Origin of the sequence: Rhizobium hidalgonense (assembly GCF_005862185.2) — a bacterium.
GTDB classification, from domain to species: Bacteria; Pseudomonadota; Alphaproteobacteria; order Rhizobiales; family Rhizobiaceae; genus Rhizobium; species Rhizobium hidalgonense.
Genome location: NZ_CP054027.1, coordinates 1,828,585 through 1,854,872, shown reverse-complemented (window position 1 = coordinate 1,854,872; position 26,288 = coordinate 1,828,585). Strand labels below are relative to the sequence as shown.

The 26,288-nt window shown below is 61.8% G+C and carries 26 protein-coding genes and 1 riboswitch; of the genes, 7 read left to right on the top strand and 19 right to left on the bottom strand.

The annotated features are described in order from the left end of the window. Position 1: 1 nt before the first annotated feature. From cobO to cobU, 4 genes are read right to left on the bottom strand one after another with little or no spacing between them, the layout of a single operon-like run. Complete coding sequence (gene cobO, locus FFM81_RS08780; protein ID WP_138384164.1) at positions 2 to 637, bottom strand: cob(I)yrinic acid a,c-diamide adenosyltransferase; 636 nt, start codon at positions 635 to 637, stop codon at positions 2 to 4. Beyond that, positions 634 to 4,779: a cobaltochelatase subunit CobN gene (gene cobN / locus FFM81_RS08775; RefSeq protein ID WP_138384163.1), complete on the bottom strand. Its 4,146-nt coding sequence runs from the start codon at positions 4,777 to 4,779 to the stop codon at positions 634 to 636. Before cobN ends, cobO begins: the two co-directional genes overlap by 4 nt. A gap of 4 nt (positions 4,780 to 4,783) precedes the next feature. Beyond that, on the bottom strand, positions 4,784 to 5,833 hold the full coding sequence (gene cobW / locus FFM81_RS08770) for a cobalamin biosynthesis protein CobW (RefSeq protein WP_138384162.1): 1,050 nt from the start codon (positions 5,831 to 5,833) through the stop codon (positions 4,784 to 4,786). Between the two features lie 4 nt (positions 5,834 to 5,837). Next, a complete protein-coding gene (gene cobU / locus FFM81_RS08765) occupies positions 5,838 to 6,362 on the bottom strand; it encodes a bifunctional adenosylcobinamide kinase/adenosylcobinamide-phosphate guanylyltransferase (RefSeq protein WP_138384161.1) in 525 nt (174 codons plus the stop codon). A gap of 326 nt (positions 6,363 to 6,688) precedes the next feature. Next, positions 6,689 to 7,084: riboswitch (cobalamin riboswitch) on the bottom strand. A gap of 252 nt (positions 7,085 to 7,336) precedes the next feature. On the opposite strand from cobU, the gene FFM81_RS08760 reads away from it, so the two are divergent. Further along, positions 7,337 to 9,127, top strand: coding sequence for a chloride channel protein (locus tag FFM81_RS08760; protein ID WP_128398273.1), 1,791 nt, complete (start codon positions 7,337 to 7,339; stop codon positions 9,125 to 9,127). 54 nt (positions 9,128 to 9,181) lie between these two features. Here FFM81_RS08760 and FFM81_RS08755 read toward each other — a convergent pair whose 3' ends face one another. The 3 genes from FFM81_RS08755 to FFM81_RS08745 form a co-directional block, all read right to left on the bottom strand. Then, entirely contained in the window at positions 9,182 to 10,240 is a 1,059-nt protein-coding gene (locus FFM81_RS08755) for an adenylate/guanylate cyclase domain-containing protein (protein WP_164895927.1), read from the bottom strand. A 418-nt stretch (positions 10,241 to 10,658) separates the two neighbouring features. After that, complete coding sequence (locus FFM81_RS08750; protein WP_138384160.1) at positions 10,659 to 11,429, bottom strand: SDR family oxidoreductase; 771 nt, start codon at positions 11,427 to 11,429, stop codon at positions 10,659 to 10,661. Between the two features lie 81 nt (positions 11,430 to 11,510). Further along, positions 11,511 to 12,965 carry a cobyric acid synthase gene (locus tag FFM81_RS08745; protein ID WP_138384159.1) on the bottom strand — a complete coding sequence of 485 codons (1,455 nt, stop codon included), beginning with the start codon at positions 12,963 to 12,965 and terminating at the stop codon, positions 11,511 to 11,513. A 685-nt stretch (positions 12,966 to 13,650) separates the two neighbouring features. Between FFM81_RS08745 and FFM81_RS08740 the strand changes: the two genes are divergently transcribed. Together FFM81_RS08740 and FFM81_RS08735 are read left to right on the top strand one after the other, a co-directional pair. After that, positions 13,651 to 14,652 (top strand): glycine betaine ABC transporter substrate-binding protein, encoded by a 1,002-nt coding sequence (locus FFM81_RS08740; protein ID WP_172644314.1) that lies wholly within the window; start codon positions 13,651 to 13,653, stop codon positions 14,650 to 14,652. Between the two features lie 18 nt (positions 14,653 to 14,670). Further along, on the top strand, positions 14,671 to 15,030 hold the full coding sequence (locus tag FFM81_RS08735) for a hypothetical protein (protein ID WP_173883767.1): 360 nt from the start codon (positions 14,671 to 14,673) through the stop codon (positions 15,028 to 15,030). A gap of 58 nt (positions 15,031 to 15,088) precedes the next feature. Here the strand turns inward: FFM81_RS08735 and FFM81_RS08730 are convergent, their stop codons facing one another. The 3 genes from FFM81_RS08730 to FFM81_RS08720 form a co-directional block, all read right to left on the bottom strand. After that, on the bottom strand, positions 15,089 to 15,244 hold the full coding sequence (locus FFM81_RS08730; protein ID WP_003560194.1) for an entericidin domain-containing protein: 156 nt from the start codon (positions 15,242 to 15,244) through the stop codon (positions 15,089 to 15,091). Positions 15,245 to 15,343: 99 nt separating this feature from the next. After that, positions 15,344 to 16,285, bottom strand: coding sequence for a LysR family transcriptional regulator (locus tag FFM81_RS08725; protein WP_025416416.1), 942 nt, complete (start codon positions 16,283 to 16,285; stop codon positions 15,344 to 15,346). Positions 16,286 to 16,568: 283 nt separating this feature from the next. Then, complete coding sequence (locus tag FFM81_RS08720; RefSeq protein WP_025416417.1) at positions 16,569 to 17,177, bottom strand: LysE/ArgO family amino acid transporter; 609 nt, start codon at positions 17,175 to 17,177, stop codon at positions 16,569 to 16,571. 100 nt (positions 17,178 to 17,277) lie between these two features. Between FFM81_RS08720 and FFM81_RS08715 the strand changes: the two genes are divergently transcribed. Beyond that, a complete protein-coding gene (locus tag FFM81_RS08715; protein ID WP_138384158.1) occupies positions 17,278 to 18,171 on the top strand; it encodes a LysR family transcriptional regulator ArgP in 894 nt (297 codons plus the stop codon). Positions 18,172 to 18,194: 23 nt separating this feature from the next. On the opposite strand, the gene FFM81_RS08710 is transcribed toward FFM81_RS08715, so the two are convergent. Further along, complete coding sequence (locus FFM81_RS08710) at positions 18,195 to 18,332, bottom strand: hypothetical protein (RefSeq protein WP_155256630.1); 138 nt, start codon at positions 18,330 to 18,332, stop codon at positions 18,195 to 18,197. Positions 18,333 to 18,444: 112 nt separating this feature from the next. Further along, entirely contained in the window at positions 18,445 to 18,927 is a 483-nt protein-coding gene (greA, locus tag FFM81_RS08705; RefSeq protein ID WP_025416419.1) for a transcription elongation factor GreA, read from the bottom strand. Positions 18,928 to 19,152: 225 nt separating this feature from the next. On the opposite strand from greA, the gene FFM81_RS08700 reads away from it, so the two are divergent. Beyond that, positions 19,153 to 19,872 (top strand): MgtC/SapB family protein, encoded by a 720-nt coding sequence (locus FFM81_RS08700; protein WP_097532755.1) that lies wholly within the window; start codon positions 19,153 to 19,155, stop codon positions 19,870 to 19,872. Between the two features lie 17 nt (positions 19,873 to 19,889). On the opposite strand, the gene FFM81_RS08695 is transcribed toward FFM81_RS08700, so the two are convergent. From FFM81_RS08695 to FFM81_RS08680, 4 genes are all read right to left on the bottom strand, one after another. Beyond that, complete coding sequence (locus FFM81_RS08695) at positions 19,890 to 20,075, bottom strand: DUF3008 family protein (RefSeq protein WP_003564288.1); 186 nt, start codon at positions 20,073 to 20,075, stop codon at positions 19,890 to 19,892. Between the two features lie 38 nt (positions 20,076 to 20,113). Beyond that, positions 20,114 to 20,323, bottom strand: coding sequence for a hypervirulence associated TUDOR domain-containing protein (locus tag FFM81_RS08690; RefSeq protein WP_025416421.1), 210 nt, complete (start codon positions 20,321 to 20,323; stop codon positions 20,114 to 20,116). Positions 20,324 to 20,374: 51 nt separating this feature from the next. Continuing rightward, positions 20,375 to 20,608: a DUF2171 domain-containing protein gene (locus FFM81_RS08685; protein ID WP_003564293.1), complete on the bottom strand. Its 234-nt coding sequence runs from the start codon at positions 20,606 to 20,608 to the stop codon at positions 20,375 to 20,377. An 88-nt stretch (positions 20,609 to 20,696) separates the two neighbouring features. Next, entirely contained in the window at positions 20,697 to 21,191 is a 495-nt protein-coding gene (locus tag FFM81_RS08680) for a histidine kinase (RefSeq protein ID WP_128398279.1), read from the bottom strand. Between the two features lie 325 nt (positions 21,192 to 21,516). Here FFM81_RS08680 and FFM81_RS08675 point away from each other — a divergent pair, with 325 nt between their 5' ends. Both FFM81_RS08675 and FFM81_RS33325 read left to right on the top strand, forming a co-directional pair. Beyond that, the gene (locus FFM81_RS08675) at positions 21,517 to 21,717 is read left to right on the top strand and encodes a hypothetical protein (protein WP_003564297.1); all 201 of its coding nucleotides are present in this window, start codon (positions 21,517 to 21,519) and stop codon (positions 21,715 to 21,717) included. Between the two features lie 294 nt (positions 21,718 to 22,011). Beyond that, entirely contained in the window at positions 22,012 to 23,034 is a 1,023-nt protein-coding gene (locus FFM81_RS33325; protein WP_003564299.1) for a GlxA family transcriptional regulator, read from the top strand. Positions 23,035 to 23,089: 55 nt separating this feature from the next. Here FFM81_RS33325 and FFM81_RS08665 read toward each other — a convergent pair whose 3' ends face one another. From FFM81_RS08665 to FFM81_RS08655, 3 genes are all read right to left on the bottom strand, one after another. Then, positions 23,090 to 24,421, bottom strand: a complete 1,332-nt coding sequence (locus tag FFM81_RS08665) for a diguanylate cyclase (protein ID WP_025416423.1) — start codon at positions 24,419 to 24,421, stop codon at positions 23,090 to 23,092. A gap of 186 nt (positions 24,422 to 24,607) precedes the next feature. Then, complete coding sequence (locus tag FFM81_RS08660) at positions 24,608 to 25,438, bottom strand: response regulator (protein ID WP_003564302.1); 831 nt, start codon at positions 25,436 to 25,438, stop codon at positions 24,608 to 24,610. A gap of 206 nt (positions 25,439 to 25,644) precedes the next feature. After that, positions 25,645 to 26,283, bottom strand: coding sequence for a TetR/AcrR family transcriptional regulator (locus tag FFM81_RS08655; RefSeq protein ID WP_097532758.1), 639 nt, complete (start codon positions 26,281 to 26,283; stop codon positions 25,645 to 25,647). Positions 26,284 to 26,288 lie beyond the last annotated feature (5 nt).

Below are 26,288 nucleotides of genomic sequence, written 5' to 3'. Positions count from 1 at the left end.
TTCAGAACTCCACGCCGGGCTGGCCCTTGATACCGGAGCGGAAGGGATGTTTGACGAGTTCCATTTCGGTGACCAGATCGGCGATCTCGATCAATTCTTCCTTGGCGTTGCGGCCGGTCAGCACGACATGCGTCATATGGGGCTTCTCGCTCTTCAGGAAGGCAACGACCTCGTTGATGTCGAGATAGTCGTAGCGCAGCGCGATGTTGATTTCATCGAGCAGCACCATGGAATTGCGCTCGTCGCGGATCAGTTCCTTGGCCTTTTCCCAGGCAGCCGAGGCTGCAGCGACGTCGCGGGCGCGGTCCTGCGTCTCCCAGGTGAAACCCTCGCCCATGGTGTGGAACTGGCAGAGGTCGGAGAAATGCTTCTCGATCAGATCGCGTTCGCCGGTCCACATCGCGCCCTTGATGAACTGCACGACGGCGGACGGTTTGCCATGGGCGATGTGGCGGAAGATCATGCCGAAGGCGGAAGACGACTTGCCCTTGCCCTTGCCGGTATGGACGATGATCAGCCCCTTGCCATCGATCTTGGTGGCCATGATCTTGTCGCGCGCGGCCTTCTTCTTCGCCATCTTCTCGGCGTGGCGAGCATCGTCCTTGCCCGTTTCGTTGTCCGGGATCTCGTCGCTCATCGGTTCACCTCATTCTGTTGTTTGGCCAGGTCGAACCGGGCCGAATTGCTGCGCGGCGTCCAGAGGCTGCGGTCGATCGCCTCGCTGAGCCGCTCCCTCATCTCGTCGAATGCCGCCGGATTCTTCTCCATCATGAAGTTGGCGACTGCCGGATCGGTGACGAAGGCCTGGTAGACCGCCTCGAAATGATGCGCACCGACAGCATTCGTCGTCGCTGCGAAAGCGAAGAGATAATCGACGGTGGCGGCGATCTCGGCCGCTCCCTTGTAGCCATGGCGCATGACGCCCGCTATCCATTTCGGATTGACCACGCGCCCGCGCACGACGCGGCCGATCTCTTCTTCCAGCGAACGGATCACCGGCCGCTCGGGCCTGGAATGGTCGTTGTGATAGATCGAGGGACGCGCGCCGGCGAGCTGTTCGGCCGCCGCCGCCATGCCGCCTTCGAACTGGTAGTAATCGTCGCTGTCGAGCAGATCGTGTTCGCGATTGTCCTGATTCTGAATGACGGCCTGCACCGAGCGCAGCCGCTCCTCGAACAGGCCGCGTTCGGCCTTGCCCTCTTCGCCGGCGCCATAGGCATAAGAACCCCAGACGAGATAGGCCTCAGCAAGATCGGCGCGCCGCTCCCAGCCCTTTTCGTCGATCAGCGCTTGCAGGCCGGCGCCATAGGCTCCCGGTTTCGAGCCGAAGACCCGGTAGCCGGCCCGGCGTTTCGCCGCGACAGCATCGAGACCGGCAACTGCCAGCCTTGCCGCCTCGCCGCGCATGCGCGCTGCGATCGGGTTGTCCGCCTCGTCCTCCTCAAGCGCGCCGACGGCGCGGACCGCCTTGTCGAACAGGGCGATCTGCTCGGGAAAAGCATCGCGGAAGAAACCGGAAATGCGGAGCGTCACGTCGACACGCGGCCGCCCGAGCATCGCTTGCGGGATGATCTCATAGCCCGTGACGCGGCGCGAACTCATGTCCCAGAGCGGCTTGACGCCGATCAGCGCCAGCGCCTGGGCGATATCGTCGCCGCCGGTGCGCATGTTCGACGTGCCCCAGGCGGTCAGCCCGAAGGAGACCGGCCATTCGCCGTGATCCTGCACGTAGCGGCGCACCAAAAGCTCGGCCGATTTTTTGCCCAGCTCATAGGCCGCCGGCGTCGGCACGGCGCGGCTGTCGACGGAGTAAAAATTGCGGCCTGTCGGCAGCACATCCGGACGCCCGCGCGTCGGCGCGCCGGAGGGGCCGGGCGCGACGAAGCGGCCGTCGAGGCCGGCAAGCAGGCCTTCGATCTCGGCCCGTCCGCAGGCGAGGATCGAAGGCTTGAGACGGGTCTCGATCTCGGAGAGTACCGCATTCGTCGCCTCCCATTCCGCGGGGCTGGCGATCTCGCCGGAGACGAGTTTGGCCGCCAGCAACTCGATGCGCTCGACAGTGTCGCCGTTGCTGCGCCAGGGGGCGTCGAGAAGGTCCGCGAGGATGGCGGGACGTGGGCCGGCCCAAAGGGCAGCCATGTCGCAGTCGAGCGGGTCGAAGGAAGACCCCTCCCCAACCCCTCCCCACAAGTGGGAGGGGCTTGCGGGGCGCACCGTCTCCACGTCATCTCTGATCGCAGAGGTAGCCGCGAGCGCAACGGCAAGTCCCTCCCCCTTGTGGGGAGGGGTTGGGGAGGGGTTTTTGCTGAACAGAGTTGGGGAGGTGTTTCCTAACGCATCCCCCGCAATCGCCCGCTGCAGACTCGCATCCCCACCTTCGCCCAGCCCGCGCGGCACCCGCGCCAGCGCCACCGTCAAATCCGTCAGCAGCCGTCCCTGCGGCGACACGCCGAACACGTGCAGCCCGTCGCGGATCTGCATCTCCTTGAGGTCACAGAGATAGGCGTCGAGCTTCTTCAGCGCCTCGCCCTCGCTTTCGCCGCTCGTTATCCCGGCATCCCGGTCGAGGCCGATATCGGTGACGAGGTCGAGAATCTGCCGGCTGAGCAGCCGGATGCGGCGGGGATCGCCGCCGGAGGCCTCATAATATTCGTCGACCAGCGCTTCCAGATCCTTGAGCGGCCCGTAACTCTCGGCTCGTGTCAAAGGCGGCGTCAGATGGTCGATGATGACGGCGGCCGCCCGGCGCTTGGCCTGGGTGCCCTCGCCCGGATCGTTGACGATGAAGGGATAGAGATGCGGCAGCGGCCCGAGGATCGCTTCCGGATAACATGTCTCCGACAGCGCCAGCGCCTTGCCAGGCAGCCATTCGAGATTGCCATGTTTGCCCATGTGGATAACGGCATCGGCGCCGAACTCGCACCGCAGGAAAGCATAAAAGGCAAGGTAACCATGCGGCGGCACGAGATCCGGCGAATGGTAACTTTCTTTGGGATCGATATTGTAGCCGCGCGCCGGCTGGATGCCGACGAGCACGCCGCCGAAGCGGGCGAAAGGCAGGGCGAAGACGCCCTCGCGAAAATACGGATCGCTCTCGGGATCTCCCCAGCGGGCTCTCACCTCGTCCTGAATCTGATTGGGAAGATATTCCAAGAAGCCATTGTAGCGACTCAGGGAAAGCGTCTCGCGGATGATCCTGCCGTCATGCCCTGAATTGGTCGGCCCTTGCATCAGATGCTGGATCAGCGCGTCGTCGTCGGCCGGAATATCGGCAAGCGGATAACCCGCGGCTTCCATCGCCCGAAGCACCTCGATGCTGCCGGCCGGCGTATCCAGGCCGACCCCGTTGCCGAGCCGACCGTCGCGGTTCGGATAGTTCGCCATGACGAGCGCGATGCGCCGGTCACGCGCCGGCCTTCCACGCAACCGCGCCCAATTGGCGGCGAGTTTCGCCGTATAGCGCACCCGGCCGGCGTCTGGTTCGCTGGCGACGATGTTCGTCTCGACCGCCGCATCGTAGCGCGCCGCCGTCTTGAAGGAGACTGCCCGCGCCAACACCCTTCCGTCGACTTCCGGCAGCGCCACATTCATGCCGAGATCACGCGCCGACAGACCTTGCGAGGAGGCAGCCCATGCCTCCCGCGACGAGGCCGACAGGATCGCCTGCAGCACGACCGCCCCATCCGCCTCCAGCACTGTCGGCTGCCGGTCCGCACCCGGGGCCGAAACTGCAAAGCCGGTGGTGTTGATGACGACATCGGGTTTCAGCGCCGAAAACACGCTCTCGATGATGCCCATCGAAACCGGATCCTTGAGGCTGTAGGCAAAGACCGGCAGCGGCCTCAGGCCAAGCGACTGCAAAGCGTCGATCAACGCCTCGATCGGCTTGGTTTCGCCGCTCTGCACGAGGGCGCGGTAGAAGCTGATGGCGACGATGGGGGAAACTGTAGGTTCGAATTCCACGTCTTCCGTCGAGCTTGGGGTACCCCCCTCTGTCCTGCCGGACATCTCCCCCACAAGGGGGGAGATCGGGGATGAGAGGCCTCGTGCCGCCTCTTCCGGCGAAAGTGCGGCATTCTCAAACGTTTCTTTTGTTGGAAGCCCAAGCGACTTGCCGATCTCCCCCCTTGTGGGGGAGATGTCCGGCAGGACAGAGGGGGGTACCACAACCTCCATCGATAAGGAGGGCACCTCCAGAGCCACCCGCCGCCACTCCTCGACCCCGATCAGCCCCCGCCCCGGCCACCAGATGCCGGCCTTCATCAAGGGTGCGGCCGGTGCCGGCTTCTCCGCCCCCGACAGCATCGCCCCGGCATAATCGAGAAAGGCCCGCGCATTGGCATCGCCGCCTTCGATCAGATAGGCCCAGAGCGCGTTCAGATCGTCGAGATCGACATTCGAAAAAGGCACAAGCCCCGCATCCGGCCTGGCATCGCCCGGCAGCACGGCAATCAACGCACCGCTGCGAGCCGCACAAGCATGCAGCGCCTCCAGTGCATAGTGGAAATAGCTGGCGCCGCCGAGCGCGCGCACGATGATCAGCTTGGCGTGCCGCACTGTCCGCTCGACATAGGTATCGACCGACATCGGGTGCTTGAGGCTCATCAGGCTCGCAAGCCTCAGCGAATGCCGCCCCTCGCCGCCGTGACGGGCGGCCGCGATCGCCGCAAGCTCGCTGTCGGCCGCCGACAGGAACAGGATATCGCCGGGCGTCTGCCCGAGGTCGATCGCCTCCTCGCCGTCGCTGATCGTTCCCTGTTGAGCCAGAAGCAGATGCATGGGCTTACGCCAGCGCCTCGATCGCCGCCCTTACCGCACCCTCATCCATTTCGTGCAGGCCGATGACAACGAGGCGCGTTGCGCGCGTTTCGCCCAGGCCCCAAGCCCGGTCGAAGTAATGGTCGATGCGGCTGCCGACCGCCTGCAGCTGCAGGCGCATCGGCTTGCCCGAGATATCGACGAAGCCCTTGAGGCGCAGCACGTCATGGGTTGAGATGATCGTCTTCAGCGCTTCGACGAAGCCGGCGGGATCGGCAACGGCGCCAAGCTCGACGACGAAGCTGTCGAATTCATCGTGATCGTGCGGCGCGCCGTCCTCATGCTCCAACTCGTGATGCGACTTGCGGTTGGCGATATCATCCTCCGTGCCGATGCCGAGGCCGAGCAGGATGCCGGCCGGAACCTCGCCGTTTTTCGCCTCGATAATCACCGGCTTGCGCACGGTGCGGGAGGCGACTTCGTCACGCACGCGGCCAAGGCCGGCGACGTCGATCAGGTCGGTCTTGTTGAGCACGATCAGATCGGCGCAAGTGAGCTGGTCCTCGAACAGTTCCTCGATCGGGCTTTCGTGATCGAGCGATGCATCCTCACTGCGCGCCGCATCAACGGCATCATGGTCGTCGGCGAAGCGGCCGGCGGCGACAGCCGCACTGTCGACCACCGTGATGACGCCGTCGACGGTCACCTGAGTGCGAATGTCGGGCCAGTTGAAGGCGGCGACCAAAGGCTGCGGCAAGGCAAGCCCCGAGGTTTCGATGACGATATGGTCGGGCCGCTGCTCTCGTTCCAGGAGCTTCGTCATCGTCGGAATGAAATCGTCGGCAACGGTGCAGCAGATGCAGCCATTGGTGAGCTCGATGATATCGTCCTCGGTGCAATTCTCAGCGCCGCAGCCTTTCAGCACCTCGCCATCGACACCGAGATCGCCGAATTCGTTGATAATCAGCGCAATCTTCTTGCCCCCGGCATTGGTGAGCAGGTTGCGGATCATCGTCGTCTTGCCGGCGCCGAGGAAGCCGGTGATGACGGTTGCTGGAATCTTCTGCTGGTTCATGGACTTAACCCTTCATTTTCATCGGCAGACCTGCCGCGATAAAATAGACTTCGGCGGCCTTCGCCGCGATCGATTGGTGCAGCCGGCCGGCATGATCGCGAAAATCCCGCGCCATGCGATTGTCGGGAACGATGCCGAGGCCGACCTCGTTGGAAACGAAAACGAGCCGCGCCCTGGCGCCAGGCAGGAAATCGGCAAGCGCCGTAAACTCCGCTGCCAAATCACGCTCCTCCATCATCAGATTGGTGACCCAGAGCGTCAGGCAGTCGATCAGCACGATGCGCCCCTCGCCGTCGATGGCGGCAAGCTTGCCGACAAGATCGAGCGGCTCCTCATGCGTCGTCCAGGAGGGACCGCGGTCGGCCCTGTGCTGATCAATGCGCGCCCGCATCTCGTCGTCCCAGGCGCGGCCGGTGGCGAGGTAGTGGCGACCGAGGCCGGTCGCGACGACGAGGGATTCGGCAAAACGGGATTTGCCCGAGCGTGCACCGCCGAGGATAAGGGTGGAGTTGGAGGGGGCGATCGTCATGCGCAGATGGCCTCGTGCGAGAATGCGACGCCCCGCCACACTCCCTCATTCCTTTGCTCGTCACAGGAATCCAGCCACGGCGCGTCCGCGCCGTGAATGACTCCATACAGACTCTCAAGAATTCTCCCGCGCCCAAGGACTTGGGCGCACTGGATTCCTGTGACGAGCACAGGAATGAGGGAGGATAGGAAAGTGCGTATCACACGCCCCTCACCGAGAGGGACGGAATGGCCACCCAATGGCGCCGCACCAGGCCGCGCCGAATTCAATCGTTCAGCCAAAACAACCTCCGTGCTGGCAGCGGGCCTCTTGCCCAGGGGTGGGCTTCTTGCCCGGCACGAATGGCAGGTCTCCTGGCTCGCGGGTATCGGCGGCGATCGGGGCGACCCGTTACGGTCGCCCCTGATCGTGCCAGCGGGTCTGCCTCGCCTTCCCGGCTGCATCGGCGAAGAGGTGGACGATTCGTAGAAATAGAGGCGTCCGACCCCGGTTGATCACCATGCATGTCCAGTGGCTTTTCCGGCATGTCGCCCGTCCCGTCCGCCTGCACCATTGCGAGGCCGCCGGCCGAAAGGGCTCGATGCCGGATGGAAGACCCTGACCGCTCTACAGTCGCGGGGTCGGCTGTGATGAAGGCCCCCGGTTTGGGTCCGCCCCGTCACATTCCCTTTTCATCCGGAAAGGCATTACACCGATCCGGAACCATCCGTTATATCTGGATGGTCAGGCGACCATCCGTTGAGGGATGGTTAGGCAAGCTCAAGGGTGAAGTCAACCGGCCTTGGCGGTGGGCCAATCGTTTGCGACGCGGCACGCTCGGCCAAACACGACTTACCCTACCAGAATTATCGTCATTTATCAGAGACTTACGTCATAAATATTTGACTCTCGCGCCGGCTTTTCGCCGCAATTGCAAGGCAAGCGGACGGCATCACCGCCCTTGACCGGGTCTCTCCCCGCCTAGTTGTCTAGCCATGTTTATGAAATTGGATCAGCGCCGCCTGCGCGCGCTGCGTGTTTTCTTTGATCCGGAGCGGTTGCGCGCGCTGACCCGTCGCAGCGAGGTCGGCCTGTCGCTCGCCGGCGCCGTCGTCGGCATCGCCTCGGGACTTGCCGTCACCGGTATGAGCTTCGTCTCCAATGAATTGCACCAGCTGGTCTTCGGCATATCGGACGACGAAAGGCTGAGCTCCTCATTGATCGAAGACAAGCTGCTGCTGCTCACCGCCCCCGTCGTCGGCGGCGTCCTGCTCGGTCTGCTGCTTTTCGTCCTGGCGAAACGGCGCAAGAAGCCAATGGTCGATCCGATCGAGGCGAATGCGCTGCATGGCGGCCGCCTGTCCTTGACCGACAGTATCATCGTCGCGGTGCAGAACCTGATTTCCAACGGTTTCGGCGCCTCGGTCGGCCTGGAGGCCGGTTATACCCAGCTTGCCGCCGGCCTCGCCTCGAAATTCGGCCTGAAGCTGCAGCTTCGCCGCTCCGACCTGCGCGTGCTCGTCGGCTGCGGTGCGGCCGGCGCCATCGCCGCCGCCTTCAACGCACCGCTGACCGGCGCTTTCTATGCCTTCGAGCTGATCATCGGCACCTATACGATCGTGTCGCTGACCCCCGTCGTCGTCTCAGCCCTCGTCTCGACCCTCATCGCGCGATTACTCACCGAGGGCGATTTCACCATCGATATCGGCAGCTTCGGCTCGGTCGTGCCGGCCGATTATATCCCGGCTCTACTGCTCGGCGTCTTTTGCGCCGGCGTCGGCATCCTGCTGATGCAGGGCGTCGCCTTCATCGAAGAACTGGCGCGCAAGAGCGCGATCGCCCCGCCCTTTCGCCCGGCGCTGGGCGGCATCGTTGTCGGGCTCTTGGCGATGATCTCGCCGCAGGTGCTTTCGGCCGGCCACGGGGCGCTACATCTCAACCTTTCCCGCGACGTGGCTGTCCCGGCGCTGATCGGCCTCTTTCTGTTGAAATCGCTGGCCTCGGCGATCTCGATCGGCTCGGGCTTCAGGGGCGGCCTGTTCTTCGCCTCACTGTTCATGGGCGCCCTGCTTGGTAAGCTTTTTGCTTATTGCGGTCCCTATTTCGCCGATGCGACGCTGACGCCCGTCATCTATGCCGTTGTCGGCATGAGTTCGCTTGCGGTCGCCGTCATCGGCGGGCCGCTGACGATGACCTTCCTGGCGCTCGAAATTACCGGCGATTTTCCGATCACGGCGCTGGTGCTCGCCGCCGTCATCACCTCCTCGCTCGTCGTGCGCTCGACCTTCGGCTACTCCTTCGCCACATGGCGCTTCCATCTGCGCGGCGAAAGCATCCGCAGCGCCCATGACGTCGGCTGGATCCGTAACCTGACGGTGGACAAGCTGATGCGCGCCGACGTCAAGAAGGCCAGGGCCGGTATCACGCTGGAAGAGTTCAAGCAGGCCTTTCCGATCGGCTCCACCCAGCGCGTTATCCTCGTCGAGGAGAGCGACAAATATCTGGGCCTCGTGCTGGTGCCGGAAATCTACGCCAACCCGACCGACGCGCAGGACGAGGGCAAGACGCTCGCCGATTTCATCCACTACCGCAACGATTTCCTGCAGCCACAGATGAACGCCAGGCAGGCGGCGGCGATCTTCGACAAGAGCGAAAGCGAAGCCCTTGCCGTCGTCAATAACCTGATCGAACGCAAGGTGATCGGCCAGCTCAGCGAAAGCCACACCCTGCGCCGCTACAGCGAAGAACTCGACCGTCGCCGCCGCGAAGTGTCAGGCGAGATCTGAGCCGTTACGACCTGCAGCGTCGCGCGTCTTTCAGACACACTATGATATTTCGAATCAGAGAGTAGCCACGGCAAGCTTGAACACATCGGCCCTCTTCGAAACGCCGCGCAATTCGAACGATCCCAGACGTTCGCAGGCAGTCCCGCAGGCGACGGCGAAGCTTTCCGACATCAGAAGGTGCTGGCCAAGTTCGCCGCAGAGTTTCTCCAGCCGCGAGGCCTCGTTAACCGCCCTGCCGATCACCGTGAAATCAAGCCGGCCGCGCGCGCCGACGTTTCCGTAGAAGACCTCGCCAAGATGCAGGACGACGTCGACGCCGATATCGGGACCGCCCTCACGCTTCCGCTGAAGGTTCAGAGCCTCGTTTGCCTCCAGAACATTCCGTGCGGCGGCAAGCGCGGCCGTGCAGGCCTTCCGGGGATCCTCGCCCTCCTCGCTGCCTGTCGGAAAGATCGCCAACACGCTGTCGCCCATGAACTTGAGGATTTCGCCGGAATTTTCCTCGACATGCCGGCCGATCAGCTCGAAATGTTCATCCAGAAACCTCGCGATCTCGCCCGGCTGATAGACTTCGGTCAATGCCGTGAAGTTTCTCAGATCCGCAAGCAGGACCGCAGCATTGATGGCAGCGCCCTTTCCTCTCTGGATATCACCTGCGAGGATGCGCGCGCTCGTCTTGGCGCCAGTATAGACCGCGAGGATGTCAGCGGCGGTTTTCGATGCCGCGATGCGGTAGCAAGCCAGCCCAAGCGCCGGAAAAAGCTGTGTGACAACAGCCAGTTGATCGTCGGAAAATCCGCCCGGCAGGTCGCTGGTCAACGACAGGCTGACGCCGCGCAGCGCAGCCTCCTTCGGGAACTCCAGCAGGTTGACCAGATGATCCGTGCCGCCGCCAAGCGCGAATTCAGCCAGCTGCGGATAGCTGTCGATCCCCTCTCCGTCGGCAAGAATCCAACGCCCAGACGCTTCGCCACGCCCCAGAAGATAGTATATTGGCGTCTTCTCGAACTTCAGCACTGCTGCTGTGCCATATTCGGCATTCTCGATCGTGGTCGCCCCGCCGCGCAGGAAATTGGCCGAGACGCCGCCATACATGGGATGAATGGACGGCATCGCGATGCTGCCTCGCCAAATGGGAAAACCATCGGCGATCAGCCGATCGCATAATCCGGTAATCAGCTCGCTAATATGCTCGCTGGTGATTCCCTGCTCTATCAGCCAGTGGATATGATCGTTAATTTTTAAAACCTCCGCATCGGGCCGAGAGCCGGAGAAGCCGTCTTACAATCGAGGCCAGGCACCGGGAACCGCGGGACAGGCGCTGAAACAGCCATGTCGCGCATGCCATCCATTAGCCTGCTTCGCGTCACGATACTACTCCCACGCGAATGAAGGATGCGGAATTCGAGAGGGGCAAACGCGGGTTACGGATGACAATGCCTCAGTCTCCCAGTGGCTAGCGAAGCTACTCCAGTTTGAGGCTCGCGAGGCGATAAAAGGCGACCTCGCGTCGCCACACGATCCCAGCCGCTCACATCCTGACTGTCATGCCGCCGTCGACCGTCAGCACATGGCCATTGACGAAGGAAGCGGCGGCGCTTGCCAGAAACAGCGCCGCGCCGGCAATCTCGTCCGGGCGTCCCCAGCGCTGGACCGGGATGCGCTCGCGCACGAACGGCATCAATTCCTCATTCGCGGCCATCGCCGCGTTCGTCTCGGTGGCAAACCAGCCGGGCGCAATCGCGTTGCTGGTGATTCCGTGTGGGCCGAATTCCACCGCCATGCCGCGCATCAGGCCGGTCAGGCCCTGCTTGACTGCCGGATAGACGCAATCGCCGGGCATGACGACATGGCCGCTGATCGACGTCACCGCGATCAGGCGGCCGTAGTTGCGCCGTTTCATCAGCGCGGCCGCATCGCGCGAAAGCGCGATTGCCGCAGCAAGATCGGTGCGCAGCAGCTCGATGATCGCATCATCGTCGAATTCGGCCAGCGGCCGCCGGTCGCGGGCGCCGACATTGTTGATCAGGATATCGAGACGGCCGTGGAGTTTTTCGATATCGGCCATCACTTTACGCTGTGCCTCGCGGTCGGCGATGTCAAATGCGGCGGCTTCCGCCGTCCCGCCTGCGGCTTGGATGGTCCTGACGGCATCTTCCAGCGTTGCCGCCGTCCGCCCCGTGACGATGACATGCGCGCCAGCCTCAGCAAGGGCGCGTGCCATCTCGAAGCCCAGGCCACGGCCGCCGCCGGTCACCAGCGCCACCTGATCCACCAGTGAAAATCGATCCAATATGCGCATGGGATTCATCGCTCTCCACCGGATTCGCCGCGCCGATTAATGGACTCAGTCAACTAATTTGGCAAGAGGAGAACGGTGGACCTAACCGACGAACCCGGCCAACCAGCGCGGGTCGAGGTGACGCTCCAGTTCTCCGGCGACCTCGTCGAGCGCCCGATCGACGCTCTCGCGGTAGTTTCTCCGCTTACCGGAGAGCCCAAAGCTCTGAAGCAGCTGGGCGCGGTAGGCGTCGCTTCCGAACAGCCCGTGCAGATAGGTGCCCATGATCCGGCCGTCGGCCGAAAGCGCTCCGTCGGACGCGCCGTCGATAATCGCCGATGGCCTGTCGCAATCCGGGCCGCGGGTGATGCCGAGATGGATCTGGTAGCCGGCAAGCGGCGCGTCATATTCGGTCGAGCGGGCCTGGCTGTTGCGCACGGTTTTCTCAGGCGCCATCTCGGTCTCGACGTCAAGTAGCGCCAGCCCCGGCGTCTCGAGCGCCCCGCCCTCTATGCCGAGCGGATCATGCACCGTCCGACCAAGCATCTGGTATCCGCCGCAGATGCCAATTACCCGGCCGCCGCGCCTGACATGCGCCTGAAGATCGCGGTCCCAGCCTTGAGCGCGGAAATCGGCGAGATCCGATATCGTCGATTTCGAGCCGGGAAGGACGACGAGGCCGGCGTCCGCGGGCAGCCGTTCGCCTGATCGCACGAAGACCAGCTCGACATCCGGCTCGGTCCTCAACGGGTCGAGATCGTCGAAATTGGCGATTCGCGGCAGCACCGGCACGGCAATCTTCAGCGCCCCCGCTCCGCCCCTCGCCAGACGTTCAAGCACGACCGAATCTTCGGCCGGCAGGCGCGCCGCGGCCTGCAGCCATGGCACGACGCCGAAACACGGCCAGCCGGTAAAGCCTTCGATGGCGCGGATGCCATCGTCAAACAGCGAGACGTCGCCGCGAAACTTGTTGATGATATAGCCCGCAATCATCGCCCGGTCCTCGTCCGGCAGGATCGCATGCGTGCCCACCAGCGAGGCGATGACGCCGCCGCGGTCGATATCGCCGACGAGTACGACAGGCACGCCGGCCCGCGTCGCAAAACCCATATTGGCAATATCGCCGGGCCTGAGATTGATCTCGGCCGGCGATCCGGCACCCTCGACGATGACGAGATCGGCACCCGCAGCGACTTTTTCGAAGCTTTCGAGCACGGCGCCGAGCAGCTGCGGCTTCAGCCGCTGGTAGTCGCGCCCCTTCGCCTGGCCGAACACCCTCCCCTGCACGATGATCTGGCTGCCGTTATCCGAATGCGGCTTAAGCAGTACAGGGTTCATGTGCACCGAGGACGGCGTGCGTGCAGCCAGCGACTGCAGCCACTGCGCCCGGCCGATTTCGCCGCCGTCATCGGCAACCGCCGCATTGTTCGACATGTTCTGCGGCTTGAACGGCCGGACGGCGAGCCCGCGATTGGCCGCCAGCCGGCAAAGGCCGGCGACCAGCACCGTCTTGCCGACATCCGAACCGGTGCCCTGCAGCATGATCGCTCTTGCCATGGTGGCCGCCTTTCGCTGGGGCGAGGCCTACAATGGCCTGTTATACCGGGTCAAGCTTCTCGCAAAAACGCGAAAACCGCGCATGGCCTTGGCTCTGCGCGGTTTGCCGAAAACTCAGGCGTCTTCGCCCCTACACGGCGAAGCTCGCTTTCTCCGGTACGCACTACCTGAACCGGAGAAGCGGCGGTCATTCCCGCCACGACCCAACTGATAACGGCACATTCTTACCGGAGAGTTATTGAAGGCTTACGCAAAAGTTAATTTCGATCTTTTTTGACTTTCGCGCCGAAATTTCTGCCGAAGATCCGCCGGCGATCGCCAAGAGCGTGGAGTTCGCTTGAAGGCGCCATTTTCGGGATATTGAGATAAATTCTTCGAATTCAATCATTTAGTTCAGCAACCTTCAGCAGAAGACGGTTGATTTCTGCGAGCGAACGCGTAGGCTTCCAAAAAAACGCCATTTTCGAGCCATGACCTGCGACAAGCTGCCGGAGAGCAAGGCGAAGGCGCCGATGAACCGGAAACGTCTGTCTATCGCGGTATCGCCCGCGAGGCATTTCCTTTCGGGCGCCAGAGAAGCTTGCCGCTGATATCCGATCTCCGGCTGCGCGTCCGTAGATTCAACGTATCACAGCATTCTTAGCGCGCATGAAAAGACGCGGCGCTGTAAAGAAGAATTCGGGGAATGACGATGAAGACGTTTCTGATTCCGGCCGTCTTTGCCGCGGCTCTTTCTATGGTTGCGCCGGTCGAAGCCGCAGAGTGCGGCAAGGTTTCGATCGCCGAGATGAAATGGGCCTCGGCCGGTATTGCGGCGAATTTCGACAAGATCATCCTGGAAAAGGGCTACGGCTGCTCCGTCACCATCGTCGACGGCGACACCCTGCCGACCTTCGCCTCGATGAACGAGAAAGGCACGCCAGACATCGCCTCCGAATACTGGATCAATTCCGTCAGAGCCTTGCTCGATCAGGCCGTCAGCACCGGCCGGCTGGTGCAGGGAGCCGAGATCCTGGCCGATGGTGCGGTCGAGGGCTGGTGGATCCCGAAATTCATTGCCGACGCCCACCCTGACATCCGGTCGGTCGAAGATGCGTTGAAACATCCCGAACTCTTCCCCGCCGAGGACGATGCGGCGAAGGGCGCAGTCTACAATTGCCCCGCCGACTGGAGCTGCCAGATATCGACCACCAACTTGTTCAAGGCACTTGCCGCGGACAAGAAGGACTTCGAACTCGTCGAAACCGGCAGCCCCGAACGGCTCGATGCCTCGATTGCCCGCGCCTTCGAAAACAAGGTCGGCTGGCTCGGTTATTATTGGGCGCCGACGGCCGTCCTCGGTAAATACGATATGACGCGGCTGAGCTTCGGCGTCGGCCACAACAAGAGCGAGTGGGACCGCTGCACAGCGGTTGCCGGCTGCACCAGGCCGGAACTTAATTCCTACCCGGTCTCTCGCGCCTTCACCTTGATGACCCGGTCTTTTGCCAGCCGTGCCGGACCTGTCACCGCCTATCTCAAAACCCGCAAATGGGACAATGCGACAATCAACCAGGTGCTTGCCTGGCAGGACGAAAACCGCGAAAGCAACGAGGATGCCGCGATCCATTTCCTTCGCAATTACGAGGGCCTGTGGATGAAATGGGTTCCAGCCGATGTAGCCGAAAAGGTCAAGGCGAGCTTATAACGACAAGCAAGATCAAGCATGGACGATTCGATGACCGGCAATGTTCCCTTTCCCGACCGCGATACCGTCGCGGAAAAGCTCGCCGCGCTGTCAGAGACGGACAAATCATATCTGACGCTGCTCATGGAGAATGTCGCCCAGGACGATAACCTGCTTGACGGCCTGCGCCGCCATCTCGATCTTGCCGCTGGTTCGCGGTTCCTCAACTCGCTGAAGCTCGAAAATCTCGGCCTATGGCTCGGAGCCCAAGCGCCGGATCGGCTGCAGATCCGGCTGATGGAAGCCGCCCGCTCCAGCCAGCATCCGGCTTACCAGGCCTTCCGGACCGGTCTTGACCGATCCGGTGGCCTGGAAAAGGCTTATCCCCCGACCATCTAATGATGGGCCGGCCGCCTGATTGGATGGTCCGGCCCCGGCCGGCAAACTTCTCAGCCGATTACTTCTTCGCTGCGCGGTCAACCGAGCGGCCGGCGTCCTGCGTGGCGTTCACAGTGTTTGCGGTATCTTTTCCTATGCCGCGGATCGTGTTGCCGCACGAGGAGAGGGCAAGAAGAACCATAAAGGCTGCGGCGATTTTGGCCGTTGTCGTCATCTCGAATATCCTTGTTTGAAATCAACCCCGAACGGCACTCATGCCATCCGCGCCGATAACGCACAAGGGAGCAAAAGGTTCAACGGCCGAACGGCAACCTCAGGCAGCGACCGCCTTCGCTCTCTCGGCAAAGGCGCCGCGAATGCTGTCGGCCACCGTCTCGATCGGCCCCGACACCTGCGAGGCGGTCAACAGGCGAATATCGAAAGCGCCGAGCTCCGGCAGTCCTTCCTGAGGTCCGAGGATCGCCATGTCCTCGTTGATATAGGATAGCGGCAGTGGCGCAATGGCGAGATCTGACAGTACGGCGGCGCGTTGCGCCATGGTGTGGCCGCTGAGATAGGCGACGCGATAGGGTCGCTTGTTGCGTTCGAGCTGGGAGAGCGCCTCTTGGCGCCAGATGCAGCCGTCCTCCCAGATCGAGATTGGCAGCGGATCGCGGCGATGCGCCGAACCGCACCTTGCGCCGGCCCAGACCAGCCGCTCGCGGAACACCACCTCGCCGCCCGTCGGGAAAGGCCGCGTCGCACAGTTGATCAAGGCCAGGTCGAGCCGCTGTTCCTCCATGCGCTTTTTCAGCCCGATGCTCATGTCGATCGTCACGTCGACCATGATGCCGGGATAGCTCTCTGCGAAACTCTTCAGGATGCTCGGCAGCAGCCGCTCGCCGATGTCCTCCGGCGCGCCGAGCCTGACAACGCCGCTGAGCTCCGGCATGATGAAGCGCGACACCGCCTCGTTCGACAGGGCCAGGATATTGCGGGCGTAAGACAGCAGCATCTCGCCGTGGCGCGTCAGCGATACCGAGCGGGCGTCGCGCAGAAAAAGCGTCGCGCCCAGTTGCTCCTCGAGCTTCTTGATCTGCATCGACACCGCCGAGGGCGTGCGGAAGACCGCCTCCGCGGCGGTTGAAAAATTGCCTGTCTCGGCGATGGCGACGAAGGTGCGCAGCACATCGTTGTCAAGCAAAGGAATGGGACGGCGAAAGGGAAGGCTCATCGTCGCATCTTTCAATTTTTCTGATTTATAACCGCATATCATTTTGTTTGATTGAATGTCAATCGAGCCGCATATCTGGACCGTCGGAACGGATGCAGCAAAGGAGGACCGACATGTCTCAAACAAGCATCTGGAATATCGTACAAGCCCTTTCCGCATTCAAGTCGCAGCGCCGCAGGCACGCCAATTACGAAGAGGCGATGCGGCAAATAAAATGTTTTCCGCCGCATCTGCTGGCCGATGTCAGCCGACCCGCCGAAGCCGCGCCATCGGGCGCGGCAGAAGGGATAGCCTCTAGTCACGGCGGGTTCGGTTCCCGGCCTGCCTACGTCGAACCCAGCAGCTTGAAGGCGATGATCCACATGGTGACGGCAACGAGCGTTTCCAGCATCCGCCAGGACGACGGCTTCGAAAAGATCGGCCGCAGCCATGCCGCGCCATATCCGAGGGCAAAGAAAAACAGGAAAGAGCCCGTCACCGCGCCAGCGGCAAACGATGCCTGCTGTCCCGGATAGCGCGTCGAGATCGTGCCGAGCAGCACGACCGTATCGAGATAGACATGCGGATTGAGCCAGGTGAGCGCAAGACAGGTCGCGAGCGTCTGCCGAAAGCTCGCTGTCTTGGCCTCCGCCTCCGTCAGGGTGGCGGATGACCGAAAAGCGGAATAGAGGCTTTTAGCGCCATACCAGGCGAGAAACGCCGCTCCGCCATACCGCATGAGCGGATCGAGCCAGGGCAGCAGCCTGGCAATCTGCTGCAGGCTGGTCACGCCGAGCACGATCAGCGCGGCATCCGACAGAGCGCAGGCGAGGCAGACGGCGAAGACGTGTTCGTTGCGCAGGCCCTGGCGAAGAATGAAAGCATTCTGGGCGCCGATCGCGACAATCAGACTAAGCCCCATCATCAGGCCCGTGACATAGATCGAAAAATTCATCGCTTTGGCAAACACCCCTCAACTCGGTGATGATTGGGTATTGCCATTCCTAGAATTAGGCTAGTTAATCTGACTTATTCCGATTAAGCGAAACTAATCCGTGCTCGACTACCCCGCTCTCCGCGCTGTCGCAACCATCGTCCAGACGGGCAGCTTCGAAAGGGCTGCGACGGTGCTGAACGTAACGCCATCGGCCATCTCGCAGCGCGTGAAGCAGCTCGAAGAGCGGCTCGGCACCGTCCTCATCGTGAGAGGTTCTCCCTGCACGGCGACCGAAAAGGGGGAATGGCTCTGCCGCCATATGGAGAATGTCGGCATGCTCGAAGCCGAACTCTTCGGGCAACTGCCGGCTCTGGTCGATCCCGACGAGCCGCGCCAGAGGGTGACGCTTCAGATCGCGACAAACGCCGACAGCCTCGGGACGTGGTTCGTCGAGGCGATGTCGAATTTCGCCGAGGGCTCTTCCTATCTGCTGAACATCGCCGTCGACGACCAGGACCACACCGCCGAATGGCTGCAGCGCGGGCGGGTGATCGCCGCCGTCACCAGCCTGGAAAAACCGGTCCGCGGATGCCGGCGTTTTGCCCTCGGCGTCCTGCGCTATCACGCCACGGCCACGCCCGGCTTCGTCGCCTGTCACTTTCCCGACGGCGTGACCGCCGAGGCCATCCGCAACGCTCCAGCCCTGACCTTCAATCAGAAAGATAGACTGCAGAGCAGCTGGGTACGCAGCGTGTTCGGACGCGATCTCGACTATCCCACCCACTGGCTGCCCTCGCCGCAAAGTTTCGTCGAGGCGAGCGTCTCGGGCATGGGATGGGGAATGAACCCGACCCAGCTGACCGGCGAGCATCTCGCATCGGGACGGTTGGTAGAACTGGTTCCTGACACGCCGTTGGACGTCCCACTATACTGGCAGATAAACCGCCTCGCCGCGGATCGCCTGGCGGATCTGACGCGCGAAATCGTCACGGTAGCGAAGCGACGTCTTTGATCGCGATTACCGACGCGGCGCGATCAAGCGTAAGCCGTGCGGCTGCCGAACTCGCTTGTCTCGCCGGAGCGCTCCTTCGGAGCCTCGGCGGCTGGCTTCGATCCGGCGGATGCCTCGGTCTTGCTGCTCTCGGACGCATCGAGCCTGTCAAACTTGGCCACCAGCGCCTCGATCGATTTCGATCGTGGGCTTCACTTTATCGTCCTTTGCGCGACAGGGATGCCTGCTTTTCGGCAAACTGGCCGAACCCGGCACCGCCCAGAGTATCGCGTCCTACGCGATGGCGACGATCTCCAACTCCTGGCCACCTGTTTCCGCCACGTCGCCGACCGCCTTGCCCATCAGCAACCGCGCCACCGGGGAGACATAGGAAATCGATCCGGCCTTGGGATCGGCTTCGTCCTCGCCGACAATACGATAGGTCTGCACACGCCCGTCGTCGCGGCGGAAGGTCACCGTATTGCCGAAGGCGACAGCGTCGGTTGACGGTGAGTCCGCCATGAGCTGGGCAGTGCGCAGCCTTGCTTTGAAGTAGCGCAGGTCGCGCAAGGGACCTGACGCCTGCCGCCGCCGTTCATTCACGTCATCGATGGTACTCGCCGCATCATAAGCCTCGCGCGCTTGCTGGAACTGCAATTCCAGAGCCTTCAACCCGGCCTCCGTGACAAGGTTCAGATACGGCGAAATCGGACGGTCGGGCAGCAGGGTTTCCGAAGCGGTTTCGAAACTCTCTTCCTTGGTGAAGGCGACGGCCAATTCAATACTCCATTTGAAGCGCAATGCGCCCATAGCTGGCGGGCAAGCTGCCCATAGTGGGAAGTAACCATACACCGGCTGCGGCCGAACCGCCAATATCGGCCCGGCGGCGGCGACGGAACGTCCTGCGCCGCATGGCGTTTTAGACCCGGGACGCATCGAGGCTGAGGAGGATCGCATGCCCGGCAAGCAGCGGAAAGGCCGTGACGAAGGCTGGAGACAGACATGCCTTCTTTCCTGACCGACGCCATGCCGCTGACACCGAGCTGGTGGGATATCGGTGCGCGCATCGCATTGACGGTGGTCGCTGGTGGCCTCATCGGCCTCGATCGCGAGCGCGGCGGTCATGCGGCGGGCTTCAGGACCACGATCCTGGTGGCGCTTGCCGCCTGCCTGGCGATGATCCAGGCGAACCTCCTTCTGTCGACCGATGGAAAAACCTTTAGTTATTTCACGCAGATGGACGTGCTGCGCTTTCCCCTCGGTGTGCTGACGGGGGTCGGCTTCATCGGCGGCGGCGCGATCCTGAGGCGTGGCGATACGATGACCGGCGTCACAACGGCAGCGACCATGTGGTTCATGACCGTCGTCGGCCTCTGCTTCGGCGGCGGCCAGGTCGTGATCGGGATGATCGCCACCGTGGTTGCCTTCATCGTGCTTTCGCCCATGAAGCGCCTGGATAACTGGCTGCGCTGCGAACGCAAGGCAACTCTCGTCATCTACGGGTCGAGTTCCGCCATACCCGACCTGTCGGATGTGCTTGAACCCCTCGAATGCAGCGCGCTGTTCGGATCGGTGAAACGGACCGAAGACGGCCGCATGGGGACCACGTTCGAGTTGCGCTGGCTGGCGAAAGATCCGGACGCATCCGCGCGTGCGATCCTGGCCGCCGTCTCCGACGCGCACGAAGTCGCGGAATTTTCGATGCAGTCCACGACAACCTGATTCGAGGGAACCATTCCCTATTTGGAGGCGTGCTCGGGTTTGCCCTTTCTCTTGGTCGACGCGAATTCTTCGAGCTGCTTTTCGCTCATGGATTCGACCATCTGCTTTGAAGCGCCCTTGAGTTCCTTCTTCGGCGTCTCGCCGCGCTTGGCCGAAAGCGCGGCGCCGGCTGCCTTTTGCTGGGCTTTGGACTTGGCTGGCATATCGATCTCCTTCTGCCTGAATAAGGCGCCCGCTGCCGTCAAAGCTTCCGGAGTTCGCCGGGCTTGTGCGCGGCCCGCTTTCCCGATTTGTCACTTTTGACGATATATTGCGGCAGCGCTGCCGACGCCTTCACCTCATGACCCTTGATCTTCGTCTCGCGGGTCTGCTTCCTGATCACTTTGCCCTTGGTCTTTCCCCGGCTGGTATCCCAGCTCACTTCGTCGCCCCCCTCCAATTGTTTCGACATGGCCCTCCCCGTCGGTGAGGGGCTGCGGCAAAAGCCGCAGCCGATCGCTCGTCAGTTGATGGTGGCCCACTGGCTGCGGACATCCCTTGCGTTTTTCGACAGGTGAACGTGAGCGTCGACATGATCGACCCAGTCGAGCGGGATCAGGTGGTGCTTGCCGTCCTCCGAGTCGGTCTTCGTCAGCTTGATGCGGGTCGGACCATCGAGATGATCCACGGTCCCGACATGGGTGCCGTCGGCGGTCAGAACTTCCATATGTTCACGGATCTGATCTGCGGAAATCATCGTTTGCTCCTTTGCGTCGTTGTCGGTATCAGACGCCAACGACGTGGAGCGAACTTGGTTCCCCAGTTCGATGAACCTCGTTCGTTACCTACTCAGTCATCTTGATCGACATCATCATGTCGGCAATTTCAGCATCGTGCTTGTCCTCGTCGCCTTTCGTCCCCCAGTACGTAACGACAAGAGCTTTCTCGCCGGTGCTTGATACGAATGCCATGCCAACGCTCACAGGCCCGTCTTCGTCCTTGCCGTCCCAGTCCAGCGTCGTCATTTGGAGGCCGTTCACTTCGGTTACCGGCGTCTCCTTCTGGGTTTTGACGTCCAGTGTCACACCATTCTTCGCGAGAAAGTCGATGGCATCGGTGGTGACCTTATCCATCGACTTGGAGTCCGCCACATCAACAGAGAAGTAGATCGCCGAGTCCGACGAATTTGCCTGGACACCGGTTTCCGTCTCTTCGGGTTGCCAGCTGTCCGGGATGGTGATGCTCGCAACCGGAGCGTCGCTTGGAAACTTCATCGTGGCAGCGTCTGCGAAGGCCGGCATGGAGGCTGTAATAAGCGCGTAGGCGAAGGTCCGGTACATGACAAAACTCGACGTTGGTTGCGATGATGTGATTTTGGCCAACGTTCGTTAAAATCGCTTCCCCGCGATCGTTAAAGAGCGATGGAAATGTCGCAGCCTCCGGGACAAGGGCGACTTCTCGAACGGGGAAATCTAGAGCCGAACTGGGTGAGGCGTGACGCCGGACGGCCGGCAGGGGGCGCCGCGATCATTCAATAACTCTGATGTTATCCATAAGCTCTATTCGTTTGAATGATGAGTGCCCGAGGCCCATATTAGGATCATGGACATGGACGAACCTCCCATTCAACGACCATGCCCCTGACCCTTAGAAAGGAACCGGACAATGACCACGCTCACCTATCGCGGTGGCGGCAAGCCCCTCACCTCCGGCCACGGCCATTTCGATCTGACGCATTATGCCCGCAGGCTGGTGCTCGCTTGGACACGCTGGCAGACCGCCCGTGAAATCGAAGCCATGCCCTTCGACATCCGCAAGGACATCGGCTGGCCGAGCACGGACGACAACAAACACCGGACCGTATAATGAATGCGACATTCCTCTCGAGATGAGGGCGGCGTCTGCATCTCGCAACGCCGCCTTTTTCTTGGTCTGAGCGTCCATTCTGAGGCGGTTGCCAGTCTTGAATTTCAGTCGCCAGTCAGCCCATTCCTTTCCCAACCTGCGGCCATTCCGGCGGCTTGACCAGTCAAATCGCGGTCAATGTCGCATATTTGCTCTTCCCGGCCGCATTTTTCCATGTCAGTGTCGCTTTCAGGACATCGGCGCGACGCATTCCGCGCAACCAATATGCATCGCCCCTCGAGCATGGATTTCGCTATGAACAGGATGCAGATCAAGAAGCGTTCGCTGGTCTTCTTTATGGTACCGCAATTCACCATGCTGCCCTTCTCGGCGGCCGTGGATACCTTGCGCATCGCCAATCGCATGCTCGGCTACCAGGCCTATACCTGGCGCCTCGCTTCCCTCGACGGGGAGAAAGTCTATTCCTCCTGCGGCATCGGCGTCGAGGCGAATTCCTCGCTCGCTGAAGAGCGCCGCCATCTCGGCGGCGAAAACCGGCCGGGCATGGTGCTCGTCTGTTCCGGCATCGATGTCGAGCAGTTCAACAACAAGTCGGTCAATGCCTGGCTGCGTGAATGCTACAATCGCGGCGTTGCCGTCGGCAGCCTCTGTACGGGCGCGCATGTGCTGGCCCAGGCCGGCCTCCTGAACGGCAAGCGCTGCGCCATCCACTGGGAAAATCTGCCGGGCTTCTCCGAAGCCTTCCCGCAAGCCGAAGTCTATGCCGATCTCTACGAGATCGACGGCAATCTTTACACTTGCGCCGGCGGCACCGCCTCGCTCGATATGATGCTGAACCTCGTCGGCGAGGATTTCGGCGAAAGCCTCGTCAACCGCATCTGCGAGCAGCACCTGACCGACCGCGTGCGCAACCCGCACGACCGCCAGCGCCTGCCGCTGCGCGCCCGCCTCGGCGTGCAGAACGCCAAGGTGCTGTCGATCATCGAACTGATGGAGGGCAATCTCGCCGAGCCGCTGTCGCTGATCGAAATCGCCGACGGCGCCGGCCTCTCGCGCCGCCAGATCGAACGGCTGTTCCGCCAGGAGATGGGCCGCTCACCGGCCCGTTATTATCTGGAAATCCGCCTCGACCGTGCACGCCACCTGCTGGTGCAGTCCTCGATGCCCGTCGTCGAGGTCGCCGTCGCCTGCGGCTTCGTCTCGGCCTCGCATTTCTCCAAGTGTTATCGCGAACTCTACCATCGCTCGCCGCAGCAGGAACGCGCCGAGCGCAAGATGACCATGGCGACCGCGCGTCAGCAGGCGGTCGCGGCCTGAGAGTTGAAAGCAAGAGACCGCCGCCTGAAAAGGGCGGCGGCTCGCCCGAACGGCTCTACTGCGCCGCCTCTTCCGTCATCCTGGCGTCGGAATAGACCTGATTGCGGCCCCTGTGCTTGGCCATGTAGAGGAACTGGTCGGCGGCGTTGAGGTAATTTTCGAAAGTCTCGTAACCGCCGATCTCGGCAATGCCGATCGAAATCGTGACGCCGAGTTCCTCGTCGTCGGCGGTGACCTTCAGCCGCGAAATGTCCGAACGGATCTCGTCGCAGAGTTTGGTCGCGGCAAGAGAATCCATTTGCGGGAAGAGGATGGCGAATTCCTCGCCGCCGAGCCGCGAGAGAAGATTGTCGCTGCCATCGAAGATCGTGAACAGCCTGTTTGCGACAGCCTTCAGCACCTTGTCGCCGATCTCGTGGCCATAGGTGTCGTTCAGCCGCTTGAAATGATCGATATCGAGAATGGCCACCGAACTCGGCACTTTCAGCCGCAGACACTCGTTCACCAGTTTCGGGCCGTTGTCGTAAAAATAGCGGCGGTTATAGAGGCCTGTGAGATAGTCGCAGGCCGCCGCCGCCCTCAGCTGCCGCATCTGCGTCAGCGTTTCGGCATTGTTGGCGATGCGGCACTGCAGTTCCTCGGCGACGAAGGGCCGGTAGACGAAATCGCTGGCACCAGCCTTGAGAAAACTCGCAGACAGCATGCGGTCGCTGGAGGAGGAAACACCGATGACGCGCAGCCGATCCGAACCGAAGCGATGGCGGATGCGCCGCGTCAGCTCGTAGCCGCTCATATCGGGCATGTTGTGGTCGGTGACCACGAGTTCGATATCGGTGTAGGCTTCGAGTGCTGCCAGCGCCTCCAGCCCCGAGCTTGCCTCTATGACGAGATATTGCTGTGCCTTCAAGAGGTCGACGAGCACCTGGCGCGCCGAGGCGACATCGTCGACGACGAGCACCCGCGTCTTGCGGTTGGAAATCGCCCGCCGGACAGTAGAGACCAGATTGTCGAGCGCGAATTCATTGTCCTTCAGGACATAGTCGATGACATTGCGCTCCATGATCTTGTTGCGCGTGTTGATATCGAATGTCGCGGTGAAGACGATCGCCGGGATATCGTGCTCGATCGTGCAGTCGAGCGCCTCGCCATAGGGCGAATCCGGCAGGTTGAGATCGACGACGGCAATGGAGTAGCCATGACCGTCCTCGGCAAGTTCTTCGCGAAGCGCCTTCAGCGACGGGCAGGATTTGACCGCAAGGCCGAGTTCCGTCTGGAACCGATGACAGAGCACGGCGGAAAACATCCGGGAATCTTCAACCAGAAGTAGCCTCAGCCCGCCGGAGCGCAGCCCGATGCCATCCCGCTGAAAATCCGCTTGAAAAGCCACAGCCGCTACTCCCCCATGCGCCCTATGGCCTCGACTCGGCCCTCTCCCCGGCGGGGCGGACGATAACCGAGAGGCCTGCGCGCGTGAAGGGGACAAATGACGACGTTACTTATAATTGCAGAAATTCGATGACTGTCTGCGACCGTCATCTCCGCCCCCCTGGCGAAACCGATACTGGAAGGGCCGTCAGGCAACCGCCCGCTCCCTACGCATCGACTGGATTTGCAAGAGCGTATCGAGGTTCTGGTTGACGCGGCAGTAGAACTCCTCGTCGATGAAGGGGCGCAGCATGAAGTCATTGCCGCCGGCCTTCAGGAACCGCGCCGAAAGCAACCGGTTCGAGGAGGAGGAAACGCCGATGATGCGCAGCTCGTGCGAACCGATATTGGAGCGGATCCGCCGCGTCAGCTCGAAGCCGTCGATGTCGGGCATGTTGTAGTCGGTGATCATCAGGCCGATATCGCGGTTGGCCTTCAGGATCTCCAGCGCCTTGGCGCCGTTCTCGGCAACACTGACGCGGAAATTATAACGCTTCAGCCGGCTCGACAACAGCGCGCGCGCCGTCGCGCTATCGTCGACGATCAGCACGTGATGGCGGTGGTTGGTCAGGAACCGGCAGATCGATTCCGCAAGAAGGTCGACGGCGAAGATATTGTCCTTGAGGATATAGTCGACGATGTCCTTGGCCATCAGCTTGTCGCGCATGCCTTCCTGGAAGGTGCCGGTGAAGACGATAGTCGGGATGGAGAGGTCGACCAGATATTCGAGCGCTTCGCCGTTTTCGGCACCCGGCAGATTGATGTTCGAGATCGCCAGGGTGATCGGCTCGGAAGACTTGTCGTAGGAATACTGCAGATCCTCGAAGCTGCGGCAGATCTCGACCTCAATGTCGAACAGCTCCTTGAGCCGTTTGCTGATCATCGAGGTGAATACGTTGGAATCTTCCGCGACAAGAATACGCGCACCGGCAAACATTTCCCCGGAATATTGCATGCCCGAAATACCTAGAAACGCCATAGCAAACCTTTGATGTAAAATCTGTCCCCGGATCAAATTGGTACATCAATTGATTTGAGTAATTATTAATCGGCGCGCCCGGATATGAAACGAAGAGGGGGCCGAAGGGGCAGCTTCTGGTTTCTTTGCGGATATGATTAAGAAATAAGGCGTGAAGCGAGAGAGCCCGGTAGCCGACCTCGTCCTTCGGGGCCCTGCGGGGGACCTCAGAATGAGGTCGGAGAGTAGGCAGAGATCGCCTCACTGAAAGGCAAACCCAGCAAGCGCAGAACATGCGCCTCGATCTTGTGCAGCAATTCGGCGCGATCAGCGGGTGTTTCGCCGGTGGGCTGATTGACTACGCCGTGCAGGGCATTGAACAGAAACACCGCCGTAAAGCCGGGATCATCGACCGACCACGCGTTCCCGCCTGCCCCGGCGGCGAGCAGTTCGCTCAGATGGTCGATCAGGATGTTGCGCGAAAGCCCTTCCCGCGTTGCGGGGGGTGTCGCCACGAAGGCGAGATGATGCAGTCCGGCCGCGTCCAGATAGCCGGTGGCGCACGCCCTCGACCAGGCCGCCAGCTTGCCGCGCCAGTCTTCCTGTCTCCGTCTTTCGACAGCCGCAACGATACCGTCAAGCACGCCCTGCACGAAACGGACGCGCAGCGCCTGGAGAACATCGGCCTTCGAAGAAAAGTGCAGATAGAAGGTGCCCTTGGCGACCCCTGCTCCCGTAGTGATCTCCTCGACGGTGGTCTGCTCGAGGCCCTTCTCCAGAAACAGCCGTTCGGCCGAGACCATGAGCTCGTCACGCCGCTCTTCAGCGGGCTTGGTTCTCGGCTTTGAAACGGGATTTCCCGACATCGGGT

Excerpts from the sequence above, each read along its gene's own strand:
- cobO (WP_138384164.1), bottom strand. The coding sequence starts at position 637 with ATGAGCGACGAGATCCCGGACAACGAAACGGGCAAGGACGATGCTCGC.
- cobN (WP_138384163.1), bottom strand. The coding sequence starts at position 4,779 with ATGCATCTGCTTCTGGCTCAACAGGGAACGATCAGCGACGGCGAGGAG.
- cobW (WP_138384162.1), bottom strand. The coding sequence starts at position 5,833 with ATGAACCAGCAGAAGATTCCAGCAACCGTCATCACCGGCTTCCTCGGC.
- cobU (WP_138384161.1), bottom strand. The coding sequence starts at position 6,362 with ATGACGATCGCCCCCTCCAACTCCACCCTTATCCTCGGCGGTGCACGC.
- FFM81_RS08760 (WP_128398273.1), top strand. The coding sequence starts at position 7,337 with ATGTTTATGAAATTGGATCAGCGCCGCCTGCGCGCGCTGCGTGTTTTC.
- FFM81_RS08755 (WP_164895927.1), bottom strand. The coding sequence starts at position 10,240 with ATGCCGTCCATTCATCCCATGTATGGCGGCGTCTCGGCCAATTTCCTG.
- FFM81_RS08750 (WP_138384160.1), bottom strand. The coding sequence starts at position 11,429 with ATGCGCATATTGGATCGATTTTCACTGGTGGATCAGGTGGCGCTGGTG.
- FFM81_RS08745 (WP_138384159.1), bottom strand. The coding sequence starts at position 12,965 with ATGGCAAGAGCGATCATGCTGCAGGGCACCGGTTCGGATGTCGGCAAG.
- FFM81_RS08740 (WP_172644314.1), top strand. The coding sequence starts at position 13,651 with ATGACGATGAAGACGTTTCTGATTCCGGCCGTCTTTGCCGCGGCTCTT.
- FFM81_RS08735 (WP_173883767.1), top strand. The coding sequence starts at position 14,671 with ATGGACGATTCGATGACCGGCAATGTTCCCTTTCCCGACCGCGATACC.
- FFM81_RS08730 (WP_003560194.1), bottom strand. The coding sequence starts at position 15,244 with ATGACGACAACGGCCAAAATCGCCGCAGCCTTTATGGTTCTTCTTGCC.
- FFM81_RS08725 (WP_025416416.1), bottom strand. The coding sequence starts at position 16,285 with ATGATATGCGGTTATAAATCAGAAAAATTGAAAGATGCGACGATGAGC.
- FFM81_RS08720 (WP_025416417.1), bottom strand. The coding sequence starts at position 17,177 with ATGAATTTTTCGATCTATGTCACGGGCCTGATGATGGGGCTTAGTCTG.
- FFM81_RS08700 (WP_097532755.1), top strand. The coding sequence starts at position 19,153 with ATGCCTTCTTTCCTGACCGACGCCATGCCGCTGACACCGAGCTGGTGG.
- FFM81_RS08695 (WP_003564288.1), bottom strand. The coding sequence starts at position 20,075 with ATGCCAGCCAAGTCCAAAGCCCAGCAAAAGGCAGCCGGCGCCGCGCTT.
- FFM81_RS08690 (WP_025416421.1), bottom strand. The coding sequence starts at position 20,323 with ATGTCGAAACAATTGGAGGGGGGCGACGAAGTGAGCTGGGATACCAGC.
- FFM81_RS08685 (WP_003564293.1), bottom strand. The coding sequence starts at position 20,608 with ATGATTTCCGCAGATCAGATCCGTGAACATATGGAAGTTCTGACCGCC.
- FFM81_RS08680 (WP_128398279.1), bottom strand. The coding sequence starts at position 21,191 with ATGTACCGGACCTTCGCCTACGCGCTTATTACAGCCTCCATGCCGGCC.
- FFM81_RS08675 (WP_003564297.1), top strand. The coding sequence starts at position 21,517 with ATGACCACGCTCACCTATCGCGGTGGCGGCAAGCCCCTCACCTCCGGC.
- FFM81_RS33325 (WP_003564299.1), top strand. The coding sequence starts at position 22,012 with ATGAACAGGATGCAGATCAAGAAGCGTTCGCTGGTCTTCTTTATGGTA.
- FFM81_RS08660 (WP_003564302.1), bottom strand. The coding sequence starts at position 25,438 with ATGGCGTTTCTAGGTATTTCGGGCATGCAATATTCCGGGGAAATGTTT.
- FFM81_RS08655 (WP_097532758.1), bottom strand. The coding sequence starts at position 26,283 with ATGTCGGGAAATCCCGTTTCAAAGCCGAGAACCAAGCCCGCTGAAGAG.